The 17777-nt window shown below is 35.1% G+C and carries 15 protein-coding genes; 4 read left to right on the forward strand and 11 right to left on the reverse strand.

The annotated features are described in order from the left end of the window. The 3 genes from SGJ10_07210 to SGJ10_07220 form a co-directional block, all read left to right on the forward strand. Nucleotides 1–787 (forward strand): T9SS type A sorting domain-containing protein (locus SGJ10_07210; GenBank protein ID MDZ4757909.1); only part of this gene is annotated, 787 nt, incomplete at its 5' end. Beyond that, on the forward strand, nucleotides 788–937 hold the full coding sequence (locus SGJ10_07215; protein ID MDZ4757910.1) for a hypothetical protein: 150 nt from the start codon (nucleotides 788–790) through the stop codon (nucleotides 935–937). A gap of 244 nt (nucleotides 938–1181) precedes the next feature. After that, a complete protein-coding gene (locus SGJ10_07220) occupies nucleotides 1182–5273 on the forward strand; it encodes a YCF48-related protein (protein MDZ4757911.1) in 4092 nt (1363 codons plus the stop codon). Between the two features lie 131 nt (nucleotides 5274–5404). Here the strand turns inward: SGJ10_07220 and SGJ10_07225 are convergent, their stop codons facing one another. The 3 genes from SGJ10_07225 to SGJ10_07235 all read right to left on the reverse strand — a co-directional run bounded on the left by SGJ10_07225 (nucleotide 5405) and on the right by SGJ10_07235 (nucleotide 8900). Continuing rightward, entirely contained in the window at nucleotides 5405–6256 is an 852-nt protein-coding gene (locus SGJ10_07225) for a cyanophycinase (protein MDZ4757912.1), read from the reverse strand. Nucleotides 6257–6259: 3 nt separating this feature from the next. Further along, entirely contained in the window at nucleotides 6260–7513 is a 1254-nt protein-coding gene (locus tag SGJ10_07230; protein ID MDZ4757913.1) for a pyridoxal phosphate-dependent aminotransferase, read from the reverse strand. A 178-nt stretch (nucleotides 7514–7691) separates the two neighbouring features. Beyond that, nucleotides 7692–8900, reverse strand: coding sequence for a phosphatidylserine decarboxylase (locus tag SGJ10_07235; GenBank protein MDZ4757914.1), 1209 nt, complete (start codon nucleotides 8898–8900; stop codon nucleotides 7692–7694). A 357-nt stretch (nucleotides 8901–9257) separates the two neighbouring features. On the opposite strand from SGJ10_07235, the gene bamE reads away from it, so the two are divergent. Beyond that, nucleotides 9258–9692, forward strand: a complete 435-nt coding sequence (gene bamE / locus SGJ10_07240; protein ID MDZ4757915.1) for an outer membrane protein assembly factor BamE — start codon at nucleotides 9258–9260, stop codon at nucleotides 9690–9692. A 48-nt stretch (nucleotides 9693–9740) separates the two neighbouring features. Here bamE and SGJ10_07245 read toward each other — a convergent pair whose 3' ends face one another. The 8 genes from SGJ10_07245 to SGJ10_07280 form a co-directional block, all read right to left on the reverse strand. Then, on the reverse strand, nucleotides 9741–10193 hold the full coding sequence (locus SGJ10_07245) for a hypothetical protein (protein ID MDZ4757916.1): 453 nt from the start codon (nucleotides 10191–10193) through the stop codon (nucleotides 9741–9743). A gap of 50 nt (nucleotides 10194–10243) precedes the next feature. Next, nucleotides 10244–11434: a phosphatidylserine decarboxylase gene (locus SGJ10_07250; GenBank protein ID MDZ4757917.1), complete on the reverse strand. Its 1191-nt coding sequence runs from the start codon at nucleotides 11432–11434 to the stop codon at nucleotides 10244–10246. Between the two features lie 30 nt (nucleotides 11435–11464). Further along, the gene (locus SGJ10_07255) at nucleotides 11465–12211 is read right to left on the reverse strand and encodes an MlaD family protein (GenBank protein MDZ4757918.1); all 747 of its coding nucleotides are present in this window, start codon (nucleotides 12209–12211) and stop codon (nucleotides 11465–11467) included. A 22-nt stretch (nucleotides 12212–12233) separates the two neighbouring features. Further along, a complete protein-coding gene (locus SGJ10_07260; protein MDZ4757919.1) occupies nucleotides 12234–13004 on the reverse strand; it encodes an ABC transporter ATP-binding protein in 771 nt (256 codons plus the stop codon). 7 nt (nucleotides 13005–13011) lie between these two features. Further along, complete coding sequence (locus SGJ10_07265) at nucleotides 13012–13737, reverse strand: ABC transporter permease (protein ID MDZ4757920.1); 726 nt, start codon at nucleotides 13735–13737, stop codon at nucleotides 13012–13014. 120 nt (nucleotides 13738–13857) lie between these two features. Then, nucleotides 13858–14775 carry a YihY/virulence factor BrkB family protein gene (locus SGJ10_07270; protein MDZ4757921.1) on the reverse strand — a complete coding sequence of 306 codons (918 nt, stop codon included), beginning with the start codon at nucleotides 14773–14775 and terminating at the stop codon, nucleotides 13858–13860. Nucleotides 14776–14829: 54 nt separating this feature from the next. Next, on the reverse strand, nucleotides 14830–17097 hold the full coding sequence (locus SGJ10_07275) for a DUF748 domain-containing protein (GenBank protein ID MDZ4757922.1): 2268 nt from the start codon (nucleotides 17095–17097) through the stop codon (nucleotides 14830–14832). A gap of 189 nt (nucleotides 17098–17286) precedes the next feature. Further along, nucleotides 17287–17760, reverse strand: a complete 474-nt coding sequence (locus SGJ10_07280) for a DNA starvation/stationary phase protection protein (GenBank protein ID MDZ4757923.1) — start codon at nucleotides 17758–17760, stop codon at nucleotides 17287–17289. Nucleotides 17761–17777 lie beyond the last annotated feature (17 nt).

The raw sequence follows: 17777 nt of genomic DNA on the forward strand, positions 1-17777 counted from the left end.
ACAAATTATTGTGCTTAACAAAGATACGCTTGTTGCTGTTTATGGAACAAGAAATTCTGCGACTTCAGGTTCAGCAGTTTATACTGCAAGTTCAGGTGTTTTTTATAGTAATGATGGTGGATTAACGTGGGCGGATAATAACCCAAGTTTTATGCAAATAGAGACGGTAAATATTGAAATTGATCCAAATGATTTAGCTCAAAATACTTGGCTTGCATTTGTAGGTAATAAATCAATTAAGCAAGTTCAATCTGCTCCTGGGGTTTATCGTTCAACAAATAGAGGAGTAAACTGGATTAATGTTTACAATCAATCTGCTTTATCAGGTACTTTTCATCCTACATTACCGAATGAATTATACATCTGCACAGAGGTAATGGGATTACAATATGCTACCAACACAAACAGCGATTCCTTTTCTACAAATAATGTAGCATCATACCCTTTCAGACGGCCTCAAAAAATATTTTTTAATCCTTATAATGTAAATGAAGTATGGGCATCAAGTTTTGGGAATGGCTTTAGAGTTGGAACTACAAACATAACAACAGGATTTTTTTCTTATAATTCAGCTATACAAAATACGCCAATTTTATATCCAAATCCAACAGCCGGAAATCTTTCGTTTTCACAAACCCTTTATGATATTGAAGTATTTAATATTTACGGACAATCGGTTTTGGAAAAAATTAAAACAGCAAAAAATATTTCAGTACAGGAACTACTAGACGGAATTTATTTTATTCGGACAGGTAATTTCGTTTTGAAATTTATTGTGAAGCATTAAATGATGATTGAAAAGAAGTACGAACGTAAAGCAGCCCCTGCCCAAAAGGCGGGGTTTCGTGTTTCATCCACACATTGTCATGACCAGTTTTGTGGTAAATGCCAAGCATTTCTGGTGGATGAAAAACGTGAGAATCGGGGTTGGGAATAGTACAGATTCTTTAGATATTATTTTTGATCACTGTAATATATATTGTTCCCGCTTTCGGTTAAAGTATGAATTTATATATGCTAAAGTATTGATGGGGTAGATAAATCTGTTTATTTATTATTTATCGGGATTGCTTTGTCTTAAGCATACACCTAATGACTGTGAAAGTAATTATTATATAATTATAATTCTACACCCAACCTCTGCCATTTACAAACCGTATTACTATTATAAAACTACTATTATGAAAAAAATATTTACACAGGTATTGTTAGGCATGATATGCATAACAGCCAGCTTTAGCACACAAGCACAAAAGTGGACTGCACAAACCAGTAATACAACTGAACGACTTACTTCAGTAAGTTTTGCGAACACCAAAATAGGATGGGCAGTTGGCAAAAATGGAACTGTATTAAAAACCACAAACGGTGGACAAACCTGGACTTCACAAAGTATCGGCACAACGGATAACCTGAGAGACGTTATATTTAAAAGTACTCAATCGGGTTGGGTTTGTAGCGATTCGGGGAATATATATATAACAAAAAATGGCGGAACAAACTGGACTAAATATAATAGTGGTGTTTCTTCTTCACTATCTGCTATGTGTATGGTAGATACTTTAAAAGGCTGGGTGGCAGGACCCACAGGAGTGGTTAGAAAAACCACCAATGGTGGAAAAAATTGGTCGGCACAAACAGTACTTGCTACCAATTATACCAATATATATATGTTAGATTCTTTATCGGGATGGATTACAGGAGTTGCAACAACGGGAAAGCAAGGATTTATATTACATACCAAAGATGGAGGAAAAATCTGGAAGAATTATATAGACACCAATGTGACCACTGGAAAAAATTTCTATGATGTAAACTTTGCAAACAGCAATACCGGATGGTATGTAGGAGCTAGTGGCCTTATAAGAAATACAAAAAATGGTGGAGCCACACGTTTCAGTTCACAAACTTCAGGCATCACTTACGATTTGGTTTCTATATGTATGCTTAATACAAATACAGGATGGACCTGTGGCAAAAATGGATCAATGTTATCAACTACAGATGGCGGTACAAACTGGAATGCAGAAAACGCTAACACCAACGATATACTTTGGAGTGTTACCTTCTTGAACGACAGCACTGGATGGGCTGTAGGTGATAATGGTACTATTATAAGTTATAGTAAAGCTGTGAATAGCAAACCACTTAGTTTATATAACCCCAACGGAGGAGAAGGTTGGACTGTGGGTTCCTCGCAAAGTATTATATGGAATGCGAGCAGCAGTATCAATAAAGTAGATATATATTATTCTACCAATCATGGACAAAATTGGACTATGATACAACAGAATATTACTGCATCCACAAATAGTTATACTTGGACGGTTCCAAATACACTTTCTACAAAATGTTTAGTACGAGTTGTGAATACTGCCAATACATCGGAAGGTGATACAAGTGATGCAGATTTTACTATTATTAACCAGCCCACAGGACAAGATTATACGGTGTTTGTAACCGCACAAACAACTAGCAGTTCTATTAAACTTGATTGGCTAAGTGATGCCAATGCATTATATTATAAAGTATATAGAAAAAGTAAAACAGATTCGCTGTGGACCTATATAGACAGCTTGAGCGGCAGTACAAATACTTACTCAGATGCCAGCGTAAAAGATGGCGAAGCTTGGGAATACTGGATTAAAAAAACAACTGTGATATTGGAAGGAAATGGATACATATATGCGGGGATTAATTTAACAGTGGTAGAAAACCGAGGATGGGCTTTAATATTGGTTGACAAAGCACAAGCATCCTCACTCAGTGCAGAAATAAAAAGATATGAAGCCGATTTGATTGGTGATGGATACAGCGTATATACACAAACATTTTCTATATCAGCTATTGATTCTAATATTAAAAAATATATCAAACAATTTAATACCAGTAAAAATGGACAACTATCATCTGTAATTATTTTGGGGCATCTGGCAGTTCCATACTCTGGAAATTTTGCACCTGATGGCCATACAGAACGTGTGGGGGCCCAACCTGCAGATGTATATTATGCTGACCTTGATGGAACATGGACTGACAATACAATCACATCGAACAATAAAGGCACTATACACAATCCAAATACAATTGGCGATGGTCGTTGGGATCAAAGCTTTTTACCATCTAACTCTGATATATATGTGGGAAGAATTGATATGAATAATCTTCCAGGATTTAATATTTCAGAAACACAATTGCTAAAAAGATATATGGATAAAAACCATAACTATAGAATAAAAAATACACCTATTGAATATAGAGGATTATTATATACAAAAATGGATAACGGTCGCCCTTTTACATCGGCAGGTGGTTGGGCTGGCATGAATCCGCTGTTTGGATATAACGCTTTACATAGTACCAATTGGAATATGAATACTGAGTTTCTAGATTCTATTAAAACACAACATTATCAGTTTGCTTATATAGCGGGAGGTGGTAGTGATACCAGTATTAACAATGATGCATTTACAAGTACGGCATGTATGAACAATGATATTAATGCTACATTTTTGCAAATGATGGGAAGTTATTTTGTGGAGTGGAATAATGGCGGTTTGCATGTTCCCAATCAGTTAATGAGAAGCCCACTAGCAGCCACGGGCCAATGCCTTGCAACTATGTGGACAGGGTATTTACCCTATTGGAATTTTCATCATATGGCAATGGGTGAGCCCTTAGGTTTTAGTGTTAAGAATAGCCAGAATAATTTGAATACCTATTTCTATAGTACTACTCCATCAGGTATTACACGTGGAGTTCACATGGCTTTAATGGGTGATCCCACACTTCGTTTGCATATAATAGCCCCTGTGAGTAATGTAAAACCTGTGGCAAATTCAAACACCGTTGATATTAATTGGGCAGCTTCAAATGAAGCAGGAATTAGTGGCTATTATATATACAGAGCAAATACTTTTTATGGTGCTTTTGTTCGAATCAATACACAAATTATAACAGGTACAAGCTATACAGACAACTCACCTTTATCTGGAAATAATATATATATGATACGTCCAATCAAATTGGAACAAACCCCTTCAGGAACTTATTATAATATGGGAACTGGCATCATGGATTCTGTTATATATAAAGGCGTAGTTACCAATAATTGCAATAATACCAGCACTGGATTACCACCTCTAAATGATTTGGGTGCCAACTATTATAGAGGTGTGCAAGGCGGTTTATATCCCAATGGGTATAATGTATGCCCCACCACACACCAACAAGCAGGAAGAAATATAGCATTGAACATGCAGCCTATCGATACCAATGGAAATTTAGATACTACAAAAAATATTATTTGGTTAAGTGTAGGAATGTCGAATACCGGAATTGAAACCAAAGCATTTTTACAATCGGCTAAAACCTTTCCGGGAATAAATCCCAAATTAAAAATGATTAATGGATCTGTGGGTGGTCACCCATCTCAACAAACACGAAATGCAAATGATATATATTGGCCCATGGTCGATTCTGCTTTGCGTGTAAATGGCAGCAGCCCTAATCAAGTGCAAGTAATATGGCTTAAAACTGCTTATGCCGGCCCAACAGATAGCATTTTTCACCACTATGCGGATACTTTTAAACAACAAATAAAAGATATGGTTATTATACTCAAACAACGATATCCAAATTTGAAAATGTGCTATTTAAGCAGTAGAATATATGCTGGATATGCAACCAACGGATTAAATCCCGAACCCTATGCTTGGCAAAGTGGGTTAAGTGTAAAATGGTTGATAGAAGATCAAATAAATGCTGATATCAGTTTGAATTTTCAAGGTCAAAATATACAAGCACCTTGGTTGGCATGGGGACCTTATTTATGGGCTGATGGAACCACACCCCGCAAAGACGGACTTACTTGGATCTGTCCCAATGATTATAATAGTGATGGCACACATCCATCGGCAACTGGTTCAGCAAAAGTATCACAATTATTACTTAATTTCTTTTCAACAGATAGTACCGCTACGCCTTGGTTCTATGGAACTACAAAAAGTGTAAACAATACTTCACTCGGTTACTTACCGGCATCAGAAAACCTAACATTATATCCCAATCCTACTAATGGAAAGATATATATAAATAACCACGAAATATTATCCTCGCTCATTCGGGTTTATGATATCACTGGTAAAGAAATTCTAGCACAAAAAGTAAATATAGATCAACATATAATTGAAATCGATTTATCGCCTTTTGCTCCAGGAATATATATGATGAAAATAGATAACACAGTAGTGAAAGTGGTAAAGGAGGAATAACGATTTACGATGTACAATGTACTTCCGCTGAGGCGGATTGCTGAAGCCTGATCATACCTCATCCGTCCTGCGGACACCTCCCCCGTATGCTGGGAGGTTACTGATGCCGAATGGCCCCCGACTACCGAATTCTATAACATCTTTCTTTCTATAATAAGAAACGTACTGCCCTCTGCAAGTATATGTACTTTTAAATTTTCTATAATAATGGGCGTTTTATCATCTACTGTTTTAATATTTGTTTTGCCTATTGTATTTCCATCTATTATAATAACCATTCCTGAGCCTGTACATATTGCTTCATTTCCATTTGAAATAGTTAGGGCGGTGTCTTCTCCCAATCCTATTCCTAACAGCGTAGAATTTAATGCGACCGCATGAGCCAACCTCGCAATACGTCCTCGTTTGATGAAATGCGTATCAACTATAATATCATCGATAAAACTAAATCCATCTCCCATTCTTATATCATCTTTCATCAGTGCTTCTCTTATAATACCGCCTGCTATAATAGTTTGCGGAATGGCCATAGCACCTGCACTGGTGCCTGCCACAATAAAATGTTCATCAGCTATATATTTTCTCTTTATGGCATTCAAAACTTTCGAATCATTCAAGGTACTTGTTAGTCGTGTTTGATCGCCGCCTGTAAAAAAAACCGCATGGCAATATTCAATTCGTTTTATATATAATATATCGTTTGCTTCTTTTTCGTTTTCTATTCTAATAAAATCTACTTTTGTAAAGCCTACATTTTTATATGCTGCTCGGTAGGTTTCTTCCATTTCTTGCGGAATAGCAGAGGCCGTAGCAATAATTTCTATAATATGATGCGACCTCGGAATTTTAGAAATTAACTCTGAAAGTATTTCAAAATGTGGATGCGGAGAACTGTCTTCTCTTTTAATAACCTCTAAACTTTCGCCTGAAGTCCCTTTATCTTCATGCCCACCAATAATGATTAATTTTCCCTTTGGTATCATATATTACTTTGTTGATTGTATTAATTCTGCCAAACGTTCTACACCCATAAGCATATTCTTTTCTTCGGGTCCAAATGAGAAACGAATATAGTTATTGAAGTTTGAAGTGCTTATATGTTTCTGCCCTGGATGTATATCGAACAAGTGCCCGGGGATTACCATTACCTTGCGTCTGAGAGCTTCAGCAAAAAAGTATTCTGAGTTATTTAAAGGTGCTGGCAGCTTACTAATATCGCCCCAAATATAAAATGTTCCTCGAGATTTATCCGAACAAATAATTCCATTTTCACGTAAATGTTTGAGCATGATACTTCTTTTTTTGCTAAACACTTTTCTTAAAGCGTTTGTTTCCTTATCTGCATATTCTGGTTCCAATATTTTTAAAGCGGCACGTTGCATAGGTTGACTTGGGCCACCATCGATGGCACTTGCTACCCTGTTCAAATTATCAATTAAATTCTTTGGAGCCACAGCCCATGCTATCCGCCAGCCCGGGTAACGAAACGATTTTGTGAGTCCATCTATTATAATAATATTTTCTTCATTTACCTCTTCTATATATTCAGCAGCAGATACTGGACCATCAGCAGGTTTATCATTATCATATATATAATGCGAATACATTTCATCTATAATAAGAGCACAATTATTTTCGCTGGCACTCGTTAAATATTTTTGCAAATCATCACCTCCTATTACACTTCCTGTTGGGTTACAGGGATTGCTAAATAGAAATGCATCTAATTTATTTTGTATAATTATATCAGGAATTTCATCAGCAGAAATTCCAAAATTATTTTCAGCTAATGTTGGAATATGTAGAGCATCCATTTTCCCTTTATGATTATTGAGAATATCAGCATAGGCAGGGTATTCAGGAATTTTATATCCTAGGCGGATATTGCCTAACATATTACAAACATGGGTAAGCATTAAACGGCCGCCCATTGCTATACTTACATTCTCAAATGTATATAATGATGGCTTATTTTTCCGGTATAATCTATTATAATGATTGGCAATTGCTTTTCTCAATTCTAGTGTTCCGTTCAAAGGTCCATAGGAATTGTCTGAAATTTCTATATTTATATCTTTTATTCTGGGTGGTGCTCCCTCAATTTCTCCGAACTCAGGTTGGCCCTGACCAAGGTTTGCCCAATCGGGGTTTCCATTATAGAATCCGAGTTTAATGGCTTCGTCCATCACCCATATTACACCCATGTCGGGGATTTTTTTGAAGGTGTTTTTTAGTGTCATATATGTTGTTTGAAGCTTAGCCCCTCTTTTCGCCGCGGCTAATTCCTGTGGGGGAGACTGACTCCTACAATATTTTAGTGATTGGTCGTTCTATTATTATTCAGGAGGTACAAAATGTTTCCGATTCATGAGATTCTTCGAATTGATACATCCCGATAGCAATCGGGAGTGACTGACGTTAAGAATATTTTCGGGTACAGTTTGCCATCACAGTTCCATAATGTCGGTAATTATTATTGGTATCAATTTGTGGGTTGGTTCCTTCTTGAAACAATACAATAATATCAGAACCGCCGAACAAAAAATAACCAAACTCATCGCCTTTCAATAAATTACTACCTGGAATAGCTATCATATTAACAGAAGAAACCTGTGCCATACCAATTGGAATTACTGCAACAATACCCACATTTCCATAAGGCGATTGGGCAGTATCTATCGTAATAACGCCGCGTGCTTGGGCAAATTCATAACCACTTTCACTATTATCGGGAGCATCGAATCGATTGTCTTTTATATTCACATCTAAACTTACTAAACCTTGAATAGGAAAACATTCTTTCACAATGCCAGCAACTGGTGTATGAAATCTATGATAAGAATAAGTGCCTAAAAAATAATGTACAAATGTACCATTTGCGAATGAATTTTTATATAGACTTCCTTCTAATAATTTTCCAATATTTGCAAATTTGTGTGTTAGTTTTATAGTTACTTCAGGGATACTCGAATCTGCTTCAATATGATATTGTTCTCTATAAGTACAATCGGCAGGGCAAGTAACAAACGTATTATCCATCGGACTGGCAATGGGTCGCAGACCAGGATTGAGTTCGCGTGCAAAAAACTGATTAAAAGTAAGCCATCCACTGGGATTGTTTGATTTTCCATTAACCAAAGAATCTTCGACCCTATATTTTGGAGAATATTTAATAAATGAATCCATGATTTCCTTATTAAATGAATCGGTTGTATTTAAAAAACTACCCCAAGATTTTGCATAGTCAACTAACCATTGATTGAACCATGGAATACGATCAACTATCATAGTATTATTAGGCCCGATTTCTTGCTGAATAAGCCAATAAAAATGATTGAGTCTGTCCATCACCTCCTGGTGTTCGTGTGTTAGCGGGCTATTCCATGCGGCATCATTGCTTTGTTGTGGAATCCATTTAGAGAACTCAACCAAATAGCAACGATATGCTTCCATATCAGTAGGCCATGTTAAAGCCTTATATAATATTGGGTGAAGTTCCTGTTCGGCTGTCTGCTTAGCCTTGTGCAATGAGGCAACGAATAATTCAGTAAAACCACTATCATGTATTGATCTTTCGAACAATAAATCAATTACGTATTTCGATGAGAAAATCATGCTCTTTTTCATGGTGTGTTTTTGTACTGCGAAGGTGGTTTTCTTTAAAGTTAAAAGGGTTACATAACCTTAGAAATATGTTATATATATCACATATTTAAAGCGGGTAAGATTGGCAAAGTGCTCCTATTTTTTGCTCATCCACAGGAGATAAAGAATATTGAAATCAGCCTAGAAATAAAATACTAATTTGTTCTTGCCCGAAAACTCCTTTTTCTTTCATTACGCTCAAAAAAAAGGTCATTTATAATAATAAACTCTCATGTTTCTTAATTTCGCAAGCCTCGAAAGGGAAGACTATTTTAGTTGAAGAATAGGTATAATAAACTATTCTGTTGTATTTTTGTCCTAAATAAAAAATCTAAATTAATGACAAATGTATTCATAATATTCAGTTTAATATTAAGTTTATCATCATGTGTGGTGCAGGCTCCCAAGTACACCATGATAGAACAAGTATTATCCATAAAGGAGGGAATGACCAAAGAAGAAGTGACACAAATTCTCGGAATTCCACCTTATGATCTTAAGTTATCCGACGATTCTACTTTAGTGTTGATATATAAGTATAGGGTAACCGATAGAAAGGTATTGCCATATAATACACAACCCGTAAATGGTAAAAATATCAGAGGCAAATATGTTGATTTGTTTGTAACATACTCCAAAGAAGGGAAGGTAATTTCCTTTCGTTCCTGTAGTAATTGCGAAGATACTAAATTTACAAAAATAGATTTGGGTAAGATAGGGACTGCGATTATGACCACTGTCCCAGCTATATTGATTTATTTCGGGTTGAAATAATAGGTGATATGAATTGTACACACGATTAACCCACCTAGGCTGAGTGGACTAGGAACCTTTCCTCCTTTTATTCAATTCATAACTTATAATAACAAAAATATAAAACGTAATATCTCCTACAATTTTTCCTACTAAAATTCCGAGCATAAAATTATCTAATAATATAGGAAAGAGATATAGGAAAAATGGACGTAATAATAATCCATCAATTAGCCCAGCTGGGCCAAATTCTATTATAATATTTGTAATAATTTGAACAAAGTGGCGAAAAGAAAAGTTGCTGTTATCGACCTTTCTTTCTTTGTTTTTACTTAATATATTTTGGATTAAAATCGTCGCATAAAACCCTATACTTTCGCCAACTGCACCTGCATAAGCTATAATAATCAAATTCTCGGTAAATAAATGGGCGATCCCGGCAGCTATCATCACTACCACAGTACCTACAATTTCTGCGGGCAAGTATCGTTTAAGCCATTCTTTACCTTTTTGTTTGAGCATTTATCGGATCAATATAAAGCACTAAACTAATATAAAGAAATTTTTAGAAATTATAGTTTCGTGCACTTTGCTATTTCCGAACCATACAAACGATATTTTTCATCTTTATCAATTTGTGGATTCGTTCCTTCTTGAAATAAGACTATAATATCGGAACCACCAAATAAGAAGTAGCCAAATTCATCTCCCTTGAGCAATTCACTTCCTACTGTGGCAATCATATTCACAGAAGAAACTTGACACATGCCAATAGGAATTATAGCTACAATACCTATATTGCCAAAAGGCGAGTGTGTGGTATCAATAGTAATTACACCGCGTGCTTGTGCAAACTCATATCCATCCTCGGCACTGTCGGGAGAGTCGAATTGATTATTTTTTATTTTCACATCTAAATACACCAATCCATGAATGGGATAACATTCTTTAACAATACCCGCCACAGGTGTATGAAATCTATGATACGAAAATGTACTCAGATAATAGTGAACAAATGTGCCCCCAGCAAAAGCATTATTATATATACTCCCCTGAAGCAAGTGTTCGATACTCGAAAATTTATGGGTATTTTTTACAATAATTTCAGGGATTGTTGAATCAGCTCCAATATGATATATGCCTTTGAAATTACAATCGGCAGGCGAAGTAACTATGGTATTATCAAAAGGGCATGCAATGGGCCGCATTCCAGGGTTTAACTCTCGTGCAAAAAACTGGTTAAAGGTAAGCCAACCACTTGGATTATTGGGTTTGTTACCAATCATTGAATCCTCCACTTTATATAATGGAGAATTGTTACAAAATGTATTTAATGTTTCTTGATTAAAAGAATCTGTGGTATCTAAAAAATTACCCCAACTTTGGGCATATTCAATAAGCCATTTGCTGAACCACGCAATGTTTTCGACTAATGTTGTATTATCCACTCCAACTTCTTGGTCGACGAGCCAGTAAAAATGATTGGTGCGGTCATCCACTTCTTGATGTCCATTTGTACCTGGAATTTTCCAGATAGCATCCTTACTTTCTCTGGGTATCCATTTTGAAAACTCGACTAAGTATATATTGTATTCTTCTAGACTTAGTGGCCAAGATAATGCTTTAAATAAATCAGGATTTAGCTGTTCAGTTGCTATTTTCTTTGCTTTAAACAATGATGCGAGCAATAGCTTATTAAAATTTTCATCGTGTTTTGTTTTCTCGATGAATTTATCAATTATGAATTGCGATGAAAAAAGCATTGTACTTTTTTGGGTGATAAATTAATATAATTAATTTGTCTTCTCTTTCTCTTTCTCTTTCTCTTTTTCCTTTTCCTTTTCCTTTTCTTTTTCCTTAATATTTTCTTTATCCCTATTTTTCCTTCTTAAAAAACCACGCAACAGAAAATTGTGGCTAGCAGCATCCATGTTTTGTTTGAAACCTCCTGCTCCTTGTTTTATATTACCAATTGTTTGGTCAATACTTTGTGCAAACGCGGTATCCATAAATAGTTTGCCGATGGTACCTTTACCAGCACGTATATTGAACATGATGGCAGACAGGTCGTCGGTAATATCAACTGCATTGCTACTTGATAATTCTAAGTTCTGCATAATTTCATCTATGCTTACCGGAGTAGCAGTTGCAATTATATCATCATTTTGAATTGCTTTTTGACCTGCTGAGCCTGGCATTATTACCACGATTTTGCTACCCATAAGTCCATCGGAACCGATGATGGCTCTGCAATCCTTCTTAATAAATTTGGTAACGTCTTCTTCCAGCACAAAATCAACTTTTACGGCCGTATCGTCTATAATTTCAATGTTCTCGACCACCCCTACATTGATGCCTGAAAACCGCACATTATTGCCCACTTGCAGCCCGTTTATATCTCTAAAAACACCACTAATCTGGATAGTATTGCTGAACATTTGTTGTTTGTTACCTATAAAATATATACAGGCTATAAATAATCCGATACCGATGGTAACAAATACGCCTAAGGTAATGGTATTGCTTTTCTTATTTTTCATGATCTTACTTATTTTGCTATTATTATTTTAAAAATGATTGTATCCATGGGTCTTCCGAATTCTGAATCTCATCAAAGGTACCTTCGGCTGCACATACTCCATCGCGTAATACTATGATACGATCGGCAGTAGTTTTTGTGCAGTCGATGTCGTGGGTAATGATAATGGAAGATGTATTATACTTTTTTTGAATATCTTTAATTAGTTTGCTAATCTCTTTTGACGTGATAGGATCAAGACCGGTAGAGGGTTCATCATATAATATAATATCTGGTTTTAATATAAGTGTGCGTGCCAATCCTACTCGTTTACGCATACCACCTGATAGTTCAGAAGGCATTTTATCTATGGCTTCCGAAAGCCCTACATTTTCCAAAACTTCTTTCACCAATGTATCTAGTTCGTCTTGCGTTAATTTACTATCCCCTCTTAATGGGAACTCCAAATTCTCTCTCACTGTCATAGAGTCATATAATGCCCCGCTTTGAAAAAGAAATCCTATCTTTTTTCGTAGCTCGTTTAAGCTTTTGTTTTCTAGTTCATCAATATTATTTCCCAAAACTAATAGCGTGCCTTCATCAGGTTCGATCAATCCGACTATACATTTTATAAGTACCGATTTACCGCTACCCGACTTACCCAGTACCACCAAGTTTTCTCCTTTTGCAAGTTTTAAACTTATATCTTTTAATACACAGTTTTTTCCAAATGATTTTTGCAGGTGCTGTATTTCGAGCACTATATTATTATCATTATCTGATGACAGTGTTGTATTTTTAGTTTGTGCTTCCATTATAGTACTATTCATATAAACTTGTTAACTGCACTGCTATCATATCAATAATAAATATAAGCAATGAACCTAGCACAACTGCCGAGCTTGCTGATAAGCCAACACCTTCGGTTCCTTTGTTTGCATTATATCCTTTATAGCATCCAATAAGTCCGATAGCATATCCGAAGAAAAATGTTTTGATAAAAGCTGGAAATACATCCTTAAAACTAATTGCCTCTATCACCATTGAAAAGAACAAATGAAAACTAACATCTGCTTTAATATTGACACCGGCATAAGAACCAAATAATGAAATTGCTACAGAAAAAATAACTAATAAAGGAATCATTAGTGTGGTTGCTAACACCCGAGTAACTACTATATATTTAAATGGATTAATACCCGACACTTCCATGGCGTCTATTTGTTCGGTTACTTTCATTGATGCAAGCTCAGCTCCAATTCCCGATCCTACTTTACCTGCACATATTAAGGCCGTTATTACAGGGCCAATTTCTCTGATAATGGAAACGCCTACCATTCCTGGCAGCCACGATTCTGCTCCAAACGAGGCAAGTGTTGGCCTCGATTGAATAGTAAGAACTAGGCCCATGATGAAACCAGTAATGCCCACCAGTGGCAATGATTTACAACCCACAATATAACTTTGCTTAACAAGTTCTTTAAACTCGTAAGGTGGGAAAAATACTTCCTTAAAAAAACGACCAGCAAATTTTGACAATAAGGACATCTCCAAAAAGAAACCTTTGATTGCTGCCTTTAAATGATTCTTTCGCTCTTCGTTTGCTGAAGGTTTATCATTTTCTTTTTTATCAGAATTTAGCGATATGTTTGTTTTAACCTCCATTGTTTATATATGTGTTTTTATAATTTCTCCTACCTCAGTTTTTTGCTTAACAGCATTTTCGGTAGCAGGAATGCTTCCATAATAATGATCTGAATATACTTTAGTGAATTCGGCCCCAAATAATACAATAACTGAGGAATAGGAAGTCCATAATAGTATAAGTATAATAGAACCCGCTGCACCATAACCCGAGGCTGGATCGGCTTTACCAAAGTATAATCCCAAAGCTGTTTTGCCTACAACAAATAATAGTGCAGTAACAAATGCTCCAATCCATACCGAATGCCATTTGATTTTTGCGTCGGGCAGTATTTTAAACATCATAGAAAATAGTAACATAATAATTCCAATTGAAATAATAAAATTAAGTAGTTCGAAAAGCACCAATAAAGATTCTGACCAGTGCTTCAATACCCATGTACTTAATGCCGACAATAAAGAGGATACCACCAAAGATATAAGTAGCAGAAATGCGATGGTAATTATTAGACCAAAGGAAAAAAGGCGGGTTTTAAGAAAAGCCAAAATGCCAGATTTCTTAGTTGTAGCTTTTACTTCCCAAATATTATTTAATACTTTTTGAAACTCAACAAATACCGCAGTAGCTCCTATTATAATAGTTAAAATAGCTAGAATAGTTGCCCATAGAGAATCCTTTTTACGGGAAGCCATAAGTACCATTTGCTGAACCTGGTCGGCCGTATCAGTTCCCATGGCCTCGGATACTTGACTTCGCAAGCGGCCATTTACTGCTTCCGTTCCAAAAAAATAACCAGCTAATGATATCACTAATACCAGCAACCCAGGCAAAGAAAATATAGCATTGAAGGCTATAACTGCACTCTCGCTAAAAGGATCGCGGGCATACCACTTTTTAGCCGTTTCCTTAAATAATTTACCTATAATTTTAACGTGTTTCATGGTCCTTCCAAATGTTTTTAATTTATAAATTAATAAATATAGAAAAAGGATTTTCTACTTTCTACCTTTTCTAAATTTTAAATATTTGTCTCTAGGCGATTCTGAATTTATTTCACTAAGATCTTCATTTGCTTTCTTGAGTGATTGAGGAATTTCGCCGTTATATTTTATTGTAAAAGTTGAAAATCCATTGAAGGGTATTATATCGGTATTTGAAACTATTTTTACCTGTTTCACTGTTTGGTTATCTATGAAGTATTGTATAAATAATTTTTCTCTTTCTTTGATCAATTTGTCAAATTTCCCATTTACCAATGCCTCGCCCACTAGCTTGGTACACTTTCCCTGCATTGTATGCATCATTGGATCCTTCACAATGCTATTCACATACTTTATGAACGATGAATCTTGTAATGACATTTTCTCTATATATATTGAGTCCTTCTCGCTTATGAAACCTCCCTTTTTATTCCTACTGCTTATATAATACTTTTTCTTTGCTTCAAAAAACAATATATATTCTTTTTCCTTTTCAGTATAATTATTAGGATGAACTACAATACTCGCACTGGGGTTTTCCTTTAAAAAATTAGCAATTTTATTAATAAACTTCCTTTGCGAGCGGAGTAACTCGTTTTGCCGCATAGCCCACGTAATTGAAAGGTATTTTTGAATTTCATTTTCCGTACTTTTAACTTGGTAACGATAGGGCGTAGTGGGTGGTTTGAATAAAATATTTTTAATCAAATCAGTAATTATATCATGAAAGTTGAAATGAGGGTCTTTTAAATTACCTGTGATGGGAATTTCATAATCAATTACATTGTCACCTTCACGCACAATGGACATAATGAGTGGCATCGGAATCCAGGGTGTCTGTTTCTTTTTTATCTTAGTGGATACCCTTGGATCAATTATTAAAAAATGATTGGTACTATTAATAACATCATCTCTCACATACCAACTCCCCGAAATTTCTAGCTGACCTCTATCTAATGGGAATCCAGTATAAGTTATGATATATGGATTAAAAGCTGCTACTGGTACTTTTTGTAATTTGTAAGTGAAGTCGAAATCTTTGTTATTTTTGGGATTCATACTAATATGTACAGCAACTGAACCATAAGGTTTAAGTCCGCTTTCTAAATACAATCTAACCCAATTTTTAGCCTTCTCTATCGAATCTGCCTTTATAGTAAAGGGATTCAGGCTTGCATAAAATTTTTCATTGATTGAATAGTCATAATACTGAAAATTTCCATTTTTTACATATAGGTTCCTAACTTTATAATCGCTTCGTATTGCATTTTGAAAAATTAATTTTATGTAGTTTGCAATTGCTATAATAAGGTTGAATTTTTCGGGATTGGCATCTACTGTTTTCACGATAGCACCATCATGACCGAACATATGCTGTATATTGTCTAAATAATCATATAACTCATATTTAGCATAAGGAAGGTCGAGCAAGATTGAATCGAAGAAATATCTTTTATGTCCTGGGTCAAGTTCATTAATACCCAATTTAAGTTTCTTAAAGGATGCATAATCATCTTGCCGGGTTTTTCCAAAATGAAATTCATTAATTGCGAAATCTCCGCGAACACTTATTCTATCAGAAAATTTAAAATTTCCTATTGCGTTTAGGTCAGCGTCAATATTGGCAGAAAAGCTTCCATAACTTATCAAATCCTTTAAATATTGTTCTACAATGCTTAAGTCCAATTTATGAGCTAAGAATGCTAAACGATAATCTAGATTTGAAACATTAATCATAAAATTACTGCTAATATCTCCACCACCAACACTGGGCACAAAAGATAATTTACCCGTAATGGAATCTGAATCCCAATATTTACCATCGCTGGTAAAATTAAAATTTTTGATACCATAATTTACTGGAATAAGTGGTTCTATATAATAGAATGTACCATTTTTTATTTCCACATTGAGTATATTCAAATGAACAGGTGCTTTGGTAGTATCGAATATACTATCTTTGGATGCAAATCTTGCGATGAGGTCTGTAAAATTAAAACTTTTCTTTTCTTTGATAATTTTGCCTATCGGTTCGGTAAGCGTGACTGAGCTAATTTCATAGGTTTCTGAGAGCAACTTAAGCATTGATAAATTTACATCCAATCCCTTTGCCGAAAAAAACACGCTGTCACTATTCTGTTCGTATATTTTGAGATCATTAAAATAAACAGAACCCGTAAAAGGATTTACATAAGCCCAATCCATCTTAATTTCCCGTCCAGAATACTTTACATCATATTTTTCAATTAAATATTTGGTAATAGGTGAAATAAAAAGAATCACGATCGTAATCAATGTTACTAAAGTAAATGAAATTCGAAGCAATATTCTTTTCCACCTTTTTTTAGGCATTTTTTCTTTTAATTTCAATATGATATTTTTAGGTTCCAGAATAAATATATAATGTTTAAATACCAAATGCTATACTTCTAAATATTAGTGATTAGAAGTATAGCTATTAGCACTATTGATTTATTTTAAATATCTTCTCAATGTCCATGCGATTGTTTCATGTTCTTCCAATAATCCGGTAAGGAAATCGGCACTACCAGCATCATGGTATTTTTCGCCGCAGAGATTCACCGATTTGCGTATTTCAACTATCACCATTTCATGGTCATTCAACAATTCTTCAATCATCTCTTTTGAAGTAGGATATTTGCTTGGGTGTTCCTTAATATTGGCTAATTTTCCAAATTCTTGCATAGTTCCGATGGCTTTGCTGCCTAACTTGCTAATACGTTCAGCAACTTCATCGATAGACTCTTCCAGGCGTTTATACTGGTTCTCGAATAATTTGTGAAGTTCCATGAAGCTGTCACCAGACACGTTCCAATGAAATTTTCTTGTTTTGGTGTAAAGTGTTACCTCATCGGCAAGTACTACAGATAATAACTTAGTTACTTCATGTAATTTTTTTTCTGAAATTCCTATTTTCGGTTTCATAATATTATATATTAAAT

This window comes from Bacteroidota bacterium (assembly GCA_034439655.1).
Lineage (GTDB): Bacteria > Bacteroidota > Bacteroidia > UKL13-3 > UKL13-3 > CANJUD01.